The 12,918-nt window shown below is 65.6% G+C and carries 12 protein-coding genes; 7 read left to right on the forward strand and 5 right to left on the reverse strand.

Annotated elements, in window-relative coordinates:
* The first annotated feature begins 59 nt into the window (after window positions 1–59).
* Together AO057_RS04065 and ssb are read left to right on the forward strand one after the other, a co-directional pair.
* Entirely contained in the window at window positions 60–1,232 is a 1,173-nt protein-coding gene (locus tag AO057_RS04065) for an MFS transporter (protein WP_057674429.1), read from the forward strand.
* Between the two features lie 26 nt (window positions 1,233–1,258).
* Complete coding sequence (gene ssb / locus AO057_RS04070) at window positions 1,259–1,747, forward strand: single-stranded DNA-binding protein (RefSeq protein ID WP_057674430.1); 489 nt, start codon at window positions 1,259–1,261, stop codon at window positions 1,745–1,747.
* Window positions 1,748–1,915: 168 nt separating this feature from the next.
* Here the strand turns inward: ssb and AO057_RS04075 are convergent, their stop codons facing one another.
* Window positions 1,916–2,908, reverse strand: a complete 993-nt coding sequence (locus AO057_RS04075) for a LysR family transcriptional regulator (RefSeq protein ID WP_057674431.1) — start codon at window positions 2,906–2,908, stop codon at window positions 1,916–1,918.
* A gap of 121 nt (window positions 2,909–3,029) precedes the next feature.
* On the opposite strand from AO057_RS04075, the gene AO057_RS04080 reads away from it, so the two are divergent.
* The 3 genes from AO057_RS04080 (at window position 3,030) to AO057_RS04090 (ending at window position 6,478) form a co-directional block, all read left to right on the forward strand.
* A complete protein-coding gene (locus AO057_RS04080) occupies window positions 3,030–3,881 on the forward strand; it encodes an aldo/keto reductase (RefSeq protein WP_057674432.1) in 852 nt (283 codons plus the stop codon).
* Between the two features lie 93 nt (window positions 3,882–3,974).
* A complete protein-coding gene (locus AO057_RS04085; RefSeq protein WP_057674433.1) occupies window positions 3,975–5,159 on the forward strand; it encodes a (R)-mandelonitrile lyase in 1,185 nt (394 codons plus the stop codon).
* Between the two features lie 101 nt (window positions 5,160–5,260).
* Window positions 5,261–6,478: an aldo/keto reductase gene (locus AO057_RS04090; protein WP_057674434.1), complete on the forward strand. Its 1,218-nt coding sequence runs from the start codon at window positions 5,261–5,263 to the stop codon at window positions 6,476–6,478.
* A 119-nt stretch (window positions 6,479–6,597) separates the two neighbouring features.
* Here the strand turns inward: AO057_RS04090 and AO057_RS04095 are convergent, their stop codons facing one another.
* From AO057_RS04095 to AO057_RS04110, 4 genes are read right to left on the reverse strand one after another with little or no spacing between them, the layout of a single operon-like run.
* Window positions 6,598–7,515: a dihydrodipicolinate synthase family protein gene (locus AO057_RS04095; protein WP_057674435.1), complete on the reverse strand. Its 918-nt coding sequence runs from the start codon at window positions 7,513–7,515 to the stop codon at window positions 6,598–6,600.
* Between the two features lie 5 nt (window positions 7,516–7,520).
* Window positions 7,521–8,693 carry an L-rhamnonate dehydratase gene (locus tag AO057_RS04100; protein ID WP_057674436.1) on the reverse strand — a complete coding sequence of 391 codons (1,173 nt, stop codon included), beginning with the start codon at window positions 8,691–8,693 and terminating at the stop codon, window positions 7,521–7,523.
* A gap of 11 nt (window positions 8,694–8,704) precedes the next feature.
* Window positions 8,705–9,721 carry a 4-hydroxythreonine-4-phosphate dehydrogenase PdxA gene (locus tag AO057_RS04105; protein WP_057674437.1) on the reverse strand — a complete coding sequence of 339 codons (1,017 nt, stop codon included), beginning with the start codon at window positions 9,719–9,721 and terminating at the stop codon, window positions 8,705–8,707.
* A 7-nt stretch (window positions 9,722–9,728) separates the two neighbouring features.
* Window positions 9,729–10,688 carry a Bug family tripartite tricarboxylate transporter substrate binding protein gene (locus AO057_RS04110; protein WP_057674438.1) on the reverse strand — a complete coding sequence of 320 codons (960 nt, stop codon included), beginning with the start codon at window positions 10,686–10,688 and terminating at the stop codon, window positions 9,729–9,731.
* Between the two features lie 111 nt (window positions 10,689–10,799).
* Between AO057_RS04110 and AO057_RS04115 the strand changes: the two genes are divergently transcribed.
* Together AO057_RS04115 and AO057_RS04120 are read left to right on the forward strand one after the other, a co-directional pair.
* The gene (locus AO057_RS04115) at window positions 10,800–11,735 is read left to right on the forward strand and encodes a LysR family transcriptional regulator (RefSeq protein WP_057674439.1); all 936 of its coding nucleotides are present in this window, start codon (window positions 10,800–10,802) and stop codon (window positions 11,733–11,735) included.
* Between the two features lie 118 nt (window positions 11,736–11,853).
* Window positions 11,854–12,912, forward strand: a complete 1,059-nt coding sequence (locus AO057_RS04120; protein ID WP_057674440.1) for an efflux RND transporter periplasmic adaptor subunit — start codon at window positions 11,854–11,856, stop codon at window positions 12,910–12,912.
* Window positions 12,913–12,918 lie beyond the last annotated feature (6 nt).

Below are 12,918 nucleotides of genomic sequence, written 5' to 3' on the forward strand. Positions count from 1 at the left end.
CCGCTTCCCCCGTGTCTTCTTCAGTCGCTACGCCCGCCGCCAGCCCCGACGCCTACGCCATGACCGCGCACGAGCGGCGTGCCAGCGCTTCCCTGGCCGCCATCTTCGCCCTGCGCATGCTGGGTCTGTTCCTGGTGCTGCCGGTTTTCGCGCTGGAAGCCGCCCGTTACCCGGGTGGCGACGACCCGGTGCTGATCGGCCTGGCTATGGGCATCTATGGCCTGACCCAGGGCCTGCTGCAAATCCCCTTCGGCATGGCTTCCGACCGCCTGGGGCGCAAGCGCGTCATCATCGCCGGCCTGCTGGTTTTTGCCCTGGGCAGTTTCGTGGCCGCCCTGGCCGGCAGCCTGACCTGGCTCATCATCGGCCGCTCCCTGCAGGGCGCCGGTGCCGTCTCGGCTGCCGTTACCGCCCTGCTGGCCGACCAGACCCGCGACGAGGTGCGCACCAAGGCCATGGCCCTGGTGGGTGCCAGCATCGGCCTGATGTTCGCGCTCTCCCTGGTGCTGGCGCCCCTGCTGGTCACCTACATCGGTCTGGCCGGCCTGTTCACGCTGACGGGCTCGCTGGCCCTGGCCGGCGTGGCCGTGGTGATCTGGTGGGTGCCCGCCGAACCCCTGCAGCACAAGAACCAGCCACGCGGCAAACTCTCCGAGGTGCTCAGACACGCTGCCCTCTTGCGCCTGGATGCCGGTGTGTTCATCCTGCACGCGGTGCAACTGGCCATGTGGGTGGCCATTCCGGCCCTGCTGGTGCAGGCCGGCCTGCCCCCGGCGCAGCACTGGTGGGTCTACCTGCCGGCCGTGCTGGCATCTTTTGTGGTCATGGGCGCCACCCTGTTCCCGCTGGAGCGCCGCGGTTACCTGCGCGCCGTGTTCCTGGGCTCCATTGCGCTGATCGCCCTGGTCCAGCTGGGCCTGCTGTGGGCGGCAGATACGCCGCACATCGCCTGGCTGGCCTTCATGCTGTTCCTGTTCTTCTGCGGCTTCAATGTGCTCGAAGCCAGCCAGCCCAGCCTGGCCTCGCGCGTGGCTCCGCCCCATGCGCGTGGCGCGGCCCTGGGGGTCTACAACACCCTGCAATCCCTGGGCTTCTTCGCCGGCGGCGCGGCCGGCGGCTGGTTGGTCAAGACCCAGGGCGTGCCGGCGCTTTTCATCGCCTGCGCGGTCGGCATGGGCCTGTGGCTGCTGCTGGCCTGGCCCATGGTGGCGCCGGGCCGCAAGGGCTCATAATTACTGAATCTCTGGAGGAATTCCCCATGGCATCCGTCAACAAAGTCATCCTGGTCGGCAACTGCGGCCGCGACCCCGAAATCCGTTACCTGCCCTCGGGCCAGGCCGTGGCCAACGTCAGCGTGGCCACCTCCAGCCGCCGCAAGGACAAGAACTCCGGCGAGATGATCGAAGACACCCAGTGGCACCGCGTCACCTTCTATGACCGCCTGGCCGAGATCGCTGGCGAGTACCTCAAGAAGGGCCGTCCGGTCTACGTCGAAGGCCGCATCAAATACGGCAAGTTCACCAACAAGGATGGCGTTGAGCAGAACACCTGCGACATCATCGCCACCGAAATGCAGTTGCTTGGCGGCCGTGAAGGCTCGGGCGGCCCGGAGGAAGACGGTGGTGGCGCCCCGCGCCGCAGTGCTCCCCCGGCGGCACGCCCAGCGCCCAGCGCCGCCCCGCGCCCGCAGGCCCCGGCCAAGTCGGCCAGCGGCTTCGAGGACATGGACGACGACATTCCGTTCTGACCTTTTCCTTGTCAGGCTGAAGTGCAAGAGCCCCGTTGACCGGGGCTCTTTGTTTTTGGTGAGGTGGGTTGCCGAAACAATTCGTCCGGCGGCCGCACGTTGCCACGGTTGTCGCGCCAGACATGGTCGAGCCCGTCAACGACCACGACCAACGGGGCCTTCTTATCTTCAACTGCCGCGAGAGGCTACTTTTCTCTTGTAAGCGACGCCACGAACCTGGCGTTGCGCGCTTAGAAGCTCCTTGCCGCTCAATACGTACTCAGGGTTGTTGCTTAGTCGTTCCACGGCCAAGTCGATGAACGCCCGGGCACGCGCAGGCTGTGATGTCCTGCTGCCAAAGTACACAAAGTAGCTGGCGAAGTCCGGCATATGGTCGACAAGTATGGGCACCAGCTGCCCTGAACGGATATAGGGTGCGGCAGTTACACCTGCCAACTGCCCCAAGACCTTCCCGGCCAGCACGGCCTGCAACTCGAAAACTTCGTCATTGCTGCAGATGGCGGGCACGACCGGTTGGTCTACGACCTGATCACCCAAGCTGACGTGCCAGGGGACGACCTTGCCTGTCCCTGGGTGGCGGAAGGCACTGCAGCGGTGGGAGGCAAGTGCGGCCAGGGAATCCGGCAGGCCGTGGCGCTGAAAGTAGGCCGGTGCCCCGCAAATGACCATCTGCAAGGGAAACAGCTTGCGGGCGATGACGCCTTCATGCGGCGAGGGCCCGAGCCTGAAGCCGACGTCCACTCGATCCTCTACCCAGTTGCCGACCCGGTCATCCAGGAGCACGTCGGGCTGAATGTTTGGGTATAGCTCACAGAATTCCTCGACCAGTCGCCAGAGGATGGGCTGAAAGGTCGTGCGCGGGCCGGTGATCCGCAATGGCCCGGCGAATTCATCCTTGGCCGTCCGTGCGCTTTGCAATGCGCGTTGCATGCCCAGCAGCGCGGGCTGGACATCTTCGAGCAGGTGCTGGCCAGCGTCTGTCAAGGACATCACCCGCGTGGTGCGGTGAAATAACCGCGCATCCAAATGCTCCTCCAGCTGCGCTAGCGCCTTGCTAGCCGCCTGCGGGCTGATGTTGAGCGCCTGGGCAGCCTTGCGCAGGCTGCCCAACTCGGCAGCCTTGATGAAAGTGGATACGGACCGAAGCTCGTTAATGGCCATGTAAGAGCATCTCCTGTTTTCATTATCTCCAAATTCATGCCAATAAAACAACCTATTGACAACTATTCGGATGCGAGTTGAGTGTCTAAAGTTCGCTGCATGGAACCCTTGAAGACCCGCCATGCAGAACGTCACCCTGAATAACGGCGTCGAGATGCCCATCCTGGGCTTCGGCGTCTTCCAAATCCCCGAGGCGCAGGAGTGCGAGCGCAGCGTCATCGACGCCATCCAGACCGGCTATCGGCTGATCGATACGGCAGCGTCCTACATGAACGAGGCGGCGGTGGGCCAAGGTCTCAAGGCCAGTGGCGTTGCCCGTGATCAGCTTTTCGTGACGACCAAGCTGTGGGTTCAGGACGCCGGCTACGAGCGCACACAGCAAGCCATCGACAAGTCACTGCGTCGCCTGCAGTTGGACTACCTGGATCTCTACCTGATCCACCAGCCCTTTGGCGACGTACATGGCTCCTGGCGCGCCATGGAGAATGCCTATCGCGCGGGCAAGCTGCGCGCCATTGGCGTCAGCAACTTCCACCCCGACCGCCTGATGGACATCAAGGCGTTCAACGAGATCGCACCGGCGGTCAACCAGGTGGAGGTGAACCCTTTCCAGCAGCAAATCGAAAGCGCTGCATTCATGAAGGACATCGGCGTACAGGCGCAGGCCTGGGCACCGTTTGCAGAAGGCCGCAACAACCTGTTCCAAAACGGCGTGCTCGCCGAGATTGGCAAGCGTCATGCCAAGTCGGTGGGGCAGGTTGTGCTGCGCTGGCTGACCCAGCGAGGCATCGTCGCGCTGGCCAAGTCAGTACGCAAGGAACGGATGGCAGAAAACATCGCCATCTTCGACTTCGAGCTCGATGATGCCGACATGGCCCGCATCGCGACGCTCGACACGAACACGAGCAGCTTCTTCTCGCACCGTGACCCCGCCATCGTCAAGTGGATGGCCGAGCGCAGGCTCGACATCTAGGCCGGTCGCATGAGAACTGGCACCGCTTGTGTCCACTGGCTGCATCGTGGCACGACGTCGCCGCCATCCATCACGTCAACAGGAGACCTATGCATGAAAACACTGCTTTGCCTCTTCCTGGGTGGTGCGGCTACCCTGGTGGGCGCGCAGACGCCCGCCACGGCGAGTGCCGCGCCCGCCGTCCTTGTTCGCATGGCCTCGTCTTCGCCAGTCACAACAGGGGCGAAAGAGACCTTCAATGGCACCGTGCGCATCAGCTCTCCGTTCCAGGCGCTGTCGCCCGGGAGAGCCGGGGGCGCGATAGTGAGCTTCGAGGCGCGAGCGCGGACTGCCTGGCACACCCATCCGCTGGGGCAAACCCTGGTGGTCACCGCCGGATTGGGGCTCGTGCAACAGCAGGGGCAGCCAGCCCAGGTGATACGCCCAGGAGATGTCGTCACGATTCCCGCCAACGTGCACCATTGGCATGGCGCAGGCCCCGGCAGCGCCATGAGCCACGTTGCCATCGCCGAAAAGGAAGAGGGCAATTCGGTGACCTGGAAAGACCAGGTCAGCGACCAGGACTACCAGGCTGCCTTGCTCAGCGCCGGCCTCGCTTCGGCTCCCTCCGCCATGAGGCGTGCACAACCCAGCTCCGAAATTCTGTCGGCCAGGCAGCAGGCCATTCCACTGATGGCGTCTTTCATGGCCAACAGCGACATGCCCAGGCTCAATGCCGCTTTGAACCAGGGTCTGGATGCGGGGATGACCATCAACGAGGCCAAGGAAATTCTCGTGCAGCTCTATGCCTACGCCGGTTTCCCGAAAAGTCTCAACGCGCTCGGTGAGCTGCTGAAGGTCGTGGAAGCGCGCAAGCAGCGAGGCATCCAGGACGCAACGGGCCGCGAACCCAGCCGCGCCATTGCCACAGGCAATGAACTGCTTGCGGCAGGCCAAGCGAACCAGACCGAGATTTCCGGTGGTCCGGTGCAGGGCCCGGTGTTCGACTTCGCGCCCGTCATCAACCAGTTCCTGCAGGCCCATCTGTTCGGCGACATCTTCGAGCGCGACAACCTCGACTGGCAAAGCCGCGAACTGGCGACCGTCGGCGCACTGGCTGCCATGCCGGGCGTGGAGGCGCAATTGCGTTCGCACATGCGGGCCAGCCTGCGCGTGGGTTTGAGCGGCGTGCAGTTGCGGCAACTGGCGCAAGTACTGGCCGAACACGGCCATCCCGATGCCGCCACTCGCGCAAACGAAGCACTTACGCAGGCCCTGGCCGCTGCCTCGCAAGGGTGAACATGAAAGCCACTCTCCAACAACGTCCAGATCGCCAACCCGGTATCAAAGTTTCCGGTCGAGAAGAAGCTGGACAGACCTAAATCGCAAGGAGCATAGCCATGAAATCCAAAGTGACCCAGATCCCTCTTCTGGCGCAGACACGCCAGCTCGACCAGCCCGAGCGCCGCCGCTTGCTGGCTGCCACAGCCACGCTGGGTCTCGCCCCGTGGCTGCTGTCTGCCTGCGCCGGGACCGCTGATGCCTCCAGTGCGGCCCATCACAAGCCAGCGTCTGGCACCCACTCCGTTACCCGCCGACGCCTGGGCCCCTTCGATGTGTATCCCATCGGCCTGGGGGTCCAGTGGCATTCCGGCCGCGGCCCGCTAGCGGTCGCCGATCTCTACACCAGCAGCACGACCCGGCAGGGAGGCATCGCACTCATTCGCCGCGCGGCGGATCTGGGCGTCAATCTGTTCGATACCGCTGAAGCCTATGGCCCCTTCATGTCGGAGGAGCTCCTCGGCGAGGCACTGCAAGGCATCCGTGACCGCGTCGTCGTGTCCACCAAGTTCGGTTTCGACATCGATCCGGCGACGGGTGCACGGCGAGGTGGCGTGAATAGCCGCCCCGACCATATCCGGCAGGTCGTCGAGGCCCAGTTGCGGCGCCTGCGCACCGACCGCATCGACCTGCTGTACCAGCACCGTGTGGATCCGAATGTGCCGATCGAGGACGTGGCTGGCACCATCAAGGATCTGGTCAAGCAAGGCAAGGTGCTGCACTACGGCCTGTCCGAGCCAGGACTGCAGACGGTCCGCCGCGCGCACAAGGAGAACCCCGTGGCAGTGATCCAGAACGAGTACTCCATGCTGTATCGCGGCCCCGAAGCCCAGGTTCTGCCGCTGTGCGAGGAACTGGGTATCGGCTTCGTGCCCTGGAGCCCGCTGGGCATGGGCTTCCTGGCGGGCACCATCAACGCCAGGAGCCGTTTCGAAGCGCCGGATTTCCGCGCGACCGTCCCGCGTTTCGCGCCCGATGTGCTGCCGGCCAATATGGCGCTCGCCGAACTGGTCAAGACCTGGGCGGCGCGCAAGAACGCCACGCCGGCCCAGCTTGCATTGGCCTGGCTGTCGGCCCAGAAGCCATGGATCGTGCCGATTCCGGGCACCACCAATGTGGCCCATCTGGAAGAGAACGTCGCCGCCGCCTCGATTTCTTTCAGCGCCGACGAGCTGAAGGAATTGAACGCGGCTGTGGTTGCCATTCCCATCCGGGGCGCGCGCCTGCCGCCTGCCGTACTGTCAGCCACGGGCGTCGAAGCAGTACCGAAGCGGTGATGCGCCTGCATCCTGTCCCACCCCCCCACCGTGTCAGACGGATTCGAGGGGTTGAGGCTGGGCGGGGCGGCGCTGCCGGCGCGCCATTCACCGACGATGTGTAGTTGGCGTGACCGCTCTCAGCGGCCCCAGCGCAGCACCAGCGGATCGAGGCGTTTGGCGGCGTCCAGCAGGCCGGCGCGCACCTCGGGCTGCATCGCAGGGAAGGGGTGGCGGCCCGCCTCGCAGGCGATCACGCCGCCGGCCTTCATGAGCGCCTTGGCGGTGAGGATGCCGCCCTGGCGGTTCTCGGCGTTGATCAGCGGCAGCCATTTGCCGTAGGCCGTCACTGCGGCTTCACGGTCGCCGGCCAGGTAGGGGTCGATGATGGTGCGGATGCCATCGGGGTAGGCACCGCCCGTCATGGCGCCGGTGGCGCCGGCGTCCAGGTCGGCCAGCAGGGTGATGGCTTCTTCGCCGTCCCAGGGGCCTTCGATGGCCTCACCGCCCAGGCGGATCAGCTCGCGCAGCTTCGCTGCAGCGCCTGCGGTCTCGATCTTGAAGTAGGCCAGCTGTTCGATCTCCCGGGCCATGCGGGCCAGGAAGGGCGCTGACAGCACCGTGCCGCTGGCCGGCGCGTCCTGCACCATGATGGGAATGTCGATGGCGTCCGAGACCCGCGCGTAGAACTCGTAGATCTGCGGCTCGGGCACGCGGAAGGTGGCGCCGTGATAAGGCGGCATGATCATCACCATGGCCGCGCCCTGCTCCTGCGCGCGACGGCTGCGTGCGGCGCACACTGCTGTGCCGTAGTGGGTGGTGGTGACGATCACCGGCACGCGGCCCGCCACGTGTTCCAGCACCGTGCGTGTGATGGTTTCACGCTCCTCGTCCGAGAGCGAGAACTGCTCGGAGAAGTTGGCCAGGATGCACAGGCCGTTGGAGCCGGCAGCGATCATGAAGTCGACACAACGCTTCTGGCTTTCCAGGTCCAGCGTGCCGTCTTCATGGAAGGTGGTGGGCACCACCGGGTACACGCCCTGGTAACGACGCTGCATGGCACTCATTCAGTGATGTGGAACTGGTCGAGGTAATCGGGCTTGAGCGTCAGGCCCAGGCCGGGCACGTCGTCGCGCAGGTCCAGGAAACCGTTCTCGGCGATGGGTTCACCGTCGAAGATGTACCAGAACAGCTCGTTGCCCACTTCCACGTCGAAGATGGGGAAGTACTCGGCCATGGGCGAGGCCAGGGTGCTCATGGTCAGGTGGTAGTTGTGCATCTGGCCCGCGTGCGGGATCACCGGCACGCTGTAGGCCTCGCACAGGGCGTTGATCTTGTGCGCGGCGGTGATGCCGCCCACGCGGTTGGTGTCGTACTGCACCACGCTCACGGCTCGTCTGTCGAGCAGCTGCTTGAAGCCGTAGAGCGAGAACTCGTGTTCACCACCCGAGATCGGGATGCTGGTGAGCTGGTTGAGTTCGGCGTAGCCGTCGATGTCGTCGGCGATCACGGGCTCTTCGAGCCAGCGCGGCTCGAACTTCTCCAGTTTGGGCAGGATGCGCTTGGCGTATTCCAGGTTCCAGCCCATATAGCACTCGAGCATCAGGTCATTCTCGTAACCGATGACTTCGCGCACGGCTTCCACCGATTTGAGGTTTTCCGTCACGCCGGTCTGGCCGTGCGCCGGACCGTAACCGAAGCGCATCTTGAAAGCCTTGAAACCCTGGTCCTTGAACTGCTGGGCCTCGGCCTGCATGGCCTGGAGGTCGGTGCGGTAGAGCTTGCTGTAGTAGCAGGGAATTTTTTCCTTGGTGCGCCCGCCCAGCAGTTTGAACACCGGCTTGTTGACCGACTTGCCCAAGATGTCCCAGATGGCCAGGTCCACCGCCGAGATGGCGGCCATGGTCACGCCCTTGCGGCCCCAGGCGTGGGTGGCGCGGTACATGCGCTGCCAGAGGTATTCGTAGTCCCAGGGGTCCTGGCCGAGGACCAAGGGGGTCAGGTACTCGTCGATGATGGCCTTGGCGATCTTGGGTGCCAGGGCCACATTGCCCAGGCCAACGATGCCGTCGTCGGTCTCCACTTCCACCACCGTCCAGGAATGGAAACGGAAGGTGCTCATGGTCTCGGCCCTGGAGTACAGCAGGTCCATGGCGTTGGAGCAGAAGTTGCCCTGGGGCGGCACGGTCTTGCCCTTCCATTCGAAGACACGGGCACGGACGGATTTGATTTTCATGCGGGAGACTTTCAGGAAGACAGGCCGGCCGCACCCATGCGGCAGGCGATGAGAAACGCTTGTTCGGTGGCGCCCACATTGGCGCGGCCCTGGCCGGCGATGTCGTAGGCCGTGCCGTGCGCGGGCGTGGTGATGGGCAGGGGCAGGCCGCCCTGCACCGTCACACCCTTGGAGAAGCCCATGAGCTTGAGCGCGATCTGGCCCTGGTCGTGGTACATGGTGACGATGGCGTCGAGCTCGCCGTCGCGGGCCCGCAGGAAGATGGTGTCGGCAGAAAAAGGCCCGTCGATGGCCAGGCCCTCGGCGCGCAGCGCGCGCACCGCCGGCTCGATGATCTCGATCTCTTCGCGCCCGCAGGTGCCGCCGTCCCCGCCGTGCGGGTTGAAGGCCGCCACCGCCACGCGGGGCTGTGCCGTGCCTGCCGCCTGCAGCGAGCGGTGGATCAGCCGCGTGGCTTGCTGGATGCGTTCCACGCTCAGGTAACTCGCCGCGTCCTTGAGCGGGATGTGCGAGGACACACGCGCCGTCCACAGCCCGTCCAGGGTGTTGAACTCGCAGAAATAGCCCCTCACGCCCAGGTACTCGGCAAAGTGGTGCAGCTCGTCCTCGTGCTTGAGGCCGCCCAGTTTCATGGCCTGCTTGTTCAGCGGCGCAAAGCAGATGGCGTCCACCGCGCCGGCGCGTGCCGCGTCCATGCAGCGGTTGAGCACCTGCAGCACCGAGCGGCCACCGGCGGCGCTCACCTGGCCCACTGTGACCTCGCTGCGCTGCACCGTGTCCATGGCCACAAAGGCTGGCACCCCGGTGTTGCTGCGGCTGCGTGCCTGCTCCAGCGTGGCCAGCGGCGTGGTGGCCACCGGTACCCCGGCCATCTGCTGGCCCCAGGCCCAGAGCCAGGGATCGCCGATCAGCACCACGTTGGCGCGGCGCGTGGCGTCGGTTTCGCTCAGCAGGCGGGCGATCAGCTCGGCGCCGATGCCGGCGGGGTCGCCCAGGGTCAGGGCGACGACGGGAAGTGGCTTGCTCATTTCAGGTTCAGTCCAGCTTGATGTTCTTCTTGCGGATCAGGCCGCCGTAACGCTGGTTCTCGGCGTCGTGAAACGTCTTGAACTGCGCGGGTGTCATGGGGGTGAGATCGGCGCCGATGGCGGACAGGCGGGTCAACGTCTCGGGCATGGCGATCACCTTGTTGACCTCGGCGTTCACGCGCTCGATCACGGCCTTGGGCGTGGAGGCCGGCATGTAGATGCCGTACCAGGCGCTCATCTCCACGCCCTGGACGCCGGCCTCGGCCATGGTGGGCACGTCCGGCAGCTGCGGGTTGCGCCTGGCCGCGGCCACGGCCAGCGCCTTGACCTTGCCGTTCCTGATGTGGCCGATCACCGAGGGCATGGTGTCGAAGCTGATCTGCACCTGGCCCGCGATCAGGTCGATCAGCGCCGGGCCGCTGCCGCGGTAGGGGATGTGGGTGATGAAGGTGCCGGTCGCGTCCTTGAACAGCTCGGCCGCGATGTGCTGCGTGCTGCCGGCGCCACTGGTGGCGTAGTTGAGCTGGCCGGGTTTGCTCCTGGCCAGCTTGACCAGATCGCCCACCGTGGCCGTCGGTAGCGCGGTGTTGGCCACCAGCACATTGGGCACCGAGCCGACGAAGGCCACGGGCACCAGGTCCTTGTTGTTGTCGTAACCCAGCTTGAGCAAATGTGGCGCAATCGCGTGCGCGGTGGACACGCCCATGACCAGGGTGTGGCCGTCGGTGGACTTGGCGGTGAAGTCGGCCGCGAGCGTATTGGACGCACCGGGTTTGTTCTCCACCACCACGGATTGTTTGAGCAGCGGGCCCAGGCGGTCGGCCACCGCACGGGCCATGGCGTCGGTGCCGCCGCCGGGTGAGGAGCCGACCATGATGCGGACCGGGCGGCTCGGCCATTCCTGGGCTTGCACGGCGCCGCAGGTGGCCAGGATCGCGAGGGCGATCGTTGTGGTCAGAGTCTTCATGGTTTTGTCTCCAGATGTGGTTTGAGGACGTCTCGAGAACCGATGGTAGGGATGCCTTCAATTGCCGTAAACTGAAAGCTATTGATCGATCGATAACCTGAGGTAATCAGCGTGGGCTCCATCGACCGCCAGGACAGCACACCGCAGTTGCTCAACCGGCTGCGCATGCGGCAGATTGCGCTGATGCTCGCCATCGACAGCGAGCGCACCCTGCGGGGTGCGGCCGGCCAGCTCGGCCTGACCCAGCCGGCGGCCACCAAGATGCTCAAGGAACTGGAAGACGCCCTGGGCCAGCCCCTGTTCGAGCGTGTGGGCCGCGGCCTGCGGCTCAACGCGGCGGGCGAGCGGGTGACCGGTTATTTCCGCAGCATCCGCGGCAGCATGGAGGCGCTGAACCGCGAATTGGTGGAGGTGCGCCAGGGCCGGGCCGGCAAGTTTTCGGTGGGCAGCATCATGGCGGCCTCACCGGGGCGCCTGACCGAGGCCTTGCTCGGGCTCAAGGAGCTGTTTCCCCTGCTGACCATCGAGATCGCGGTCGACACCAGCGACCGCCTGCTGCAGCAATTGAGCGAAGGTGTGCTCGAAGTGGTCGTCGGCCGGCGCGTGGGCAACCCCGGCATTGAATGCCGTTTCACCGCCATCGAGGACGAACGTCTGGCCGTCGTGGTTGGCAACGAGCATCCCCTGGCGCGCAAGCGGCAGGTGGTGTTTGAGGACCTGCTGGACTATCCCTGGATCCTGCAGCCGGCCGGCAGCCCGCTGCGCGAGCTGATCGAGCGCGAATTCCGCGACCACCAGGCCGCCTTGCCCCGGGGCCTGATCGAGACCGGCTCCATCCTCACCACCATCAACCTGATCCGGCGCTCACAGCTGGTCTCGGTCATTCCCGAAGCCGTGGCCCAGCGTGACGCCGAGCACGGCATCCTGCGCATCCTGCCCTACCGCCTGGGTCAGAGCCTGGCCGCCTACGGCAGCCTGGTCAGCAAGGACCGTCCGCTGAGCAAGCCGGCCGAACATTTTCTGGAACTGCTGCACCGGAAACGATAGCCTTGGATGAAGCCGGGCGGCAGACCCGCCAAGCTCGCGGGTCGTGGGGGTTTGAGGGGGCGTTGTTGTACTCCTGGGGGTATATGGTATATACTGCACCCAGTATATGGAGAAAGCCATGAAATCGATCCACACCATCGCCTTTGTCGTTTCCCTGGCCGTTCTGGCCGGTGCCCCCGTTCTGGCCAAGGGCGGCGTCACCGTGCCGACGGTCCAGATCGGGGCGCGTGCCGTTTCCACCGGTTATGAGATCGACGGCGTCATCGAGCCGGTCAAGCAGAGCGTGGTTTCGGCCCAGGCCTCCGGGCGTGTCGTCAAGCTGCTGGTCAAGATGGGCGACCGCGTCAAGGCGGGCCAGTTGCTGGCCACCATCGACGACCAGGAAAGCTCGGTCGGTGTGCAGCGCAGCGCCGCCCAGGTGACGCAGAGCGAGGCCGAGTTGCGCAACGCCCAGGTCAACTACGAGCGCACGCGCAACCTGCAAAGCCAGGGTTTCGTGAGCCAGGCCGCGCTGGACGTGGCCGAAACCCAGTACAAGGCCGCCCAGGCCGGCCGTGCGCAGGCCGCCGCCGGCGCGCGGCAGTCGGCGCTCTCGCAGGGCTACACCCGGGTGACCGCCCCTTATGACGGCTGGGTGTTGCAGACGCACGCCGAGGCCGGTGACCTGGCCGTGCCGGGCAAGCCCATCGTGACGGTCTACGCGCCGCTGCCGCTGCGCGCCGTGGTGCAGGTGCCGGCCTCGCTGGCCGACAGCACGCGTGCGGCCAAGGAAGTGCTGGTGCAGCTGAGTGAGGCCAACGGCGAATCGAAGTGGGTCGCGCCGGTCAAGCGCAGCGCCATGCCGGCGGCCGATCCCGTGTCGCAGACCGTGGTGTGGCGCCTGGACCTCTCGCCCCAGGCGGCGCAGAATCTGCTGCCGGGTCAGCAGGTGCGTGTGCGTTTCGTCGGAGGCCAGGCCAACCGTACGGTGGTGCCGGCGGCTGCGGTGCTGCGACGCGGTGAATTGACCGCCGTCTATGTGGCCACCGAGCGAGGTTTCGTGCTGCGCGCCGTGCGCCTGGGTGCCGACCATGGTGCCGACGGTGTGGAAATCGTGGCCGGACTGGCCGCTGGCGAGCGCGTGGCGCTCGATCCGGTCAAGGCCGGCCTGGCCGGCGCCGTTGCCGCCCAACCTTGAGAACCG

It is taken from the genome of Curvibacter sp. PAE-UM (genome assembly GCF_001432305.1).
Classification (GTDB): domain Bacteria; phylum Pseudomonadota; class Gammaproteobacteria; order Burkholderiales; family Burkholderiaceae_C; genus Hylemonella.

What these genes read in the sequence shown, in the direction of transcription:
- AO057_RS04065 (WP_057674429.1), top strand. Translation starts at nt 60, where the DNA reads ATGACCGCGCACGAGCGGCGTGCCAGCGCTTCCCTGGCCGCCATCTTC.
- ssb (WP_057674430.1), top strand. Translation starts at nt 1,259, where the DNA reads ATGGCATCCGTCAACAAAGTCATCCTGGTCGGCAACTGCGGCCGCGAC.
- AO057_RS04075 (WP_057674431.1), bottom strand. Translation starts at nt 2,908, where the DNA reads ATGGCCATTAACGAGCTTCGGTCCGTATCCACTTTCATCAAGGCTGCC.
- AO057_RS04080 (WP_057674432.1), top strand. Translation starts at nt 3,030, where the DNA reads ATGCAGAACGTCACCCTGAATAACGGCGTCGAGATGCCCATCCTGGGC.
- AO057_RS04085 (WP_057674433.1), top strand. Translation starts at nt 3,975, where the DNA reads ATGAAAACACTGCTTTGCCTCTTCCTGGGTGGTGCGGCTACCCTGGTG.
- AO057_RS04090 (WP_057674434.1), top strand. Translation starts at nt 5,261, where the DNA reads ATGAAATCCAAAGTGACCCAGATCCCTCTTCTGGCGCAGACACGCCAG.
- AO057_RS04095 (WP_057674435.1), bottom strand. Translation starts at nt 7,515, where the DNA reads ATGCAGCGTCGTTACCAGGGCGTGTACCCGGTGGTGCCCACCACCTTC.
- AO057_RS04100 (WP_057674436.1), bottom strand. Translation starts at nt 8,693, where the DNA reads ATGAAAATCAAATCCGTCCGTGCCCGTGTCTTCGAATGGAAGGGCAAG.
- AO057_RS04105 (WP_057674437.1), bottom strand. Translation starts at nt 9,721, where the DNA reads ATGAGCAAGCCACTTCCCGTCGTCGCCCTGACCCTGGGCGACCCCGCC.
- AO057_RS04110 (WP_057674438.1), bottom strand. Translation starts at nt 10,688, where the DNA reads ATGAAGACTCTGACCACAACGATCGCCCTCGCGATCCTGGCCACCTGC.
- AO057_RS04120 (WP_057674440.1), top strand. Translation starts at nt 11,854, where the DNA reads ATGAAATCGATCCACACCATCGCCTTTGTCGTTTCCCTGGCCGTTCTG.